This window comes from Paraprevotella xylaniphila YIT 11841 (assembly GCF_000205165.1).
Lineage (GTDB): Bacteria > Bacteroidota > Bacteroidia > Bacteroidales > Bacteroidaceae > Paraprevotella > Paraprevotella xylaniphila.
Map to the genome: position 1 here is coordinate 1 of NZ_GL883871.1, position 803 is coordinate 803.

2 protein-coding genes are annotated in these 803 nt (G+C 50.2%); both read left to right on the forward strand.

Going from position 1 to position 803, the window contains the following annotated elements; all coding sequences use genetic code 11:
• Nucleotides 1-238 (forward strand): PD-(D/E)XK nuclease domain-containing protein (locus HMPREF9442_RS11705; protein WP_008628801.1); only part of this gene is annotated, 238 nt, incomplete at its 5' end.
• Between the two features lie 76 nt (nt 239-314).
• Nucleotides 315-803, forward strand: a 489-nt coding sequence (locus HMPREF9442_RS11710; RefSeq protein ID WP_040603067.1) for an AAA family ATPase, incomplete at its 3' end; no start/stop codon positions are given.

Below are 803 nucleotides of genomic sequence, written 5' to 3' on the forward strand. Positions count from 1 at the left end.
ACAGATGCTTTACGTCATCTTCAGCCTCCTCGGCACGTATGTGGACGTGGAAGTACGTACCCCGAGCGGACGGGTGGACATGGTAATGCGCACTGCCACCACGCTCTACGTCGTGGAACTGAAACTGAACCGGACAGCCGAGGCCGCCATGGAGCAGATTAATCTGAAAAACTATCCCGAACGCTTCGCCCTTTGCGGCCTGCCCGTGGTGAAGGTCGGCATCAACTTCGACATGTAACGGCATACCCTGAAAGACTGGGTGATAGAAAGATGATTATCAAGAACGGTAGATTTATAGCCGGAGGAGAATGGTTATGGAACAGAAAACAAGACTTTACCCGATAGGGATACAGACATTTTCGGAAATAATAAACAAGTCATATCTGTATATAGATAAGACGGAGTATGTGTACCGTATGACGCACTCCGCTTCCAAATATATGTTCCTGAGCCGTCCGCGCCGTTTCGGTAAGTCGCTGTTGACAAGTACATTGGAAGCCTATTTTCAGGGACGTAAAGACTTGTTCAAGGGCTTGGCTGTGGAGCGGTTGGAGACGGAATGGACGGAATATCCCGTTTTGCGTTTTGACATGAGTACAGCCAAGCACGTGGATAAGGAACGCTTGGAAAGCGAACTGAACCTGAAGCTTATTGGATATGAGAAGGTATATGGCCGTGGCGAAGGTGAGGAAAATGTAAACCAACGCTTACAAGGCATCATCCGCCGTGCATACGAGCAGACAGGCTGCCAAGTGGTGGTGCTCATCGATGAGTACGACGCGCCCCTGCTCGACGTGGTGCAT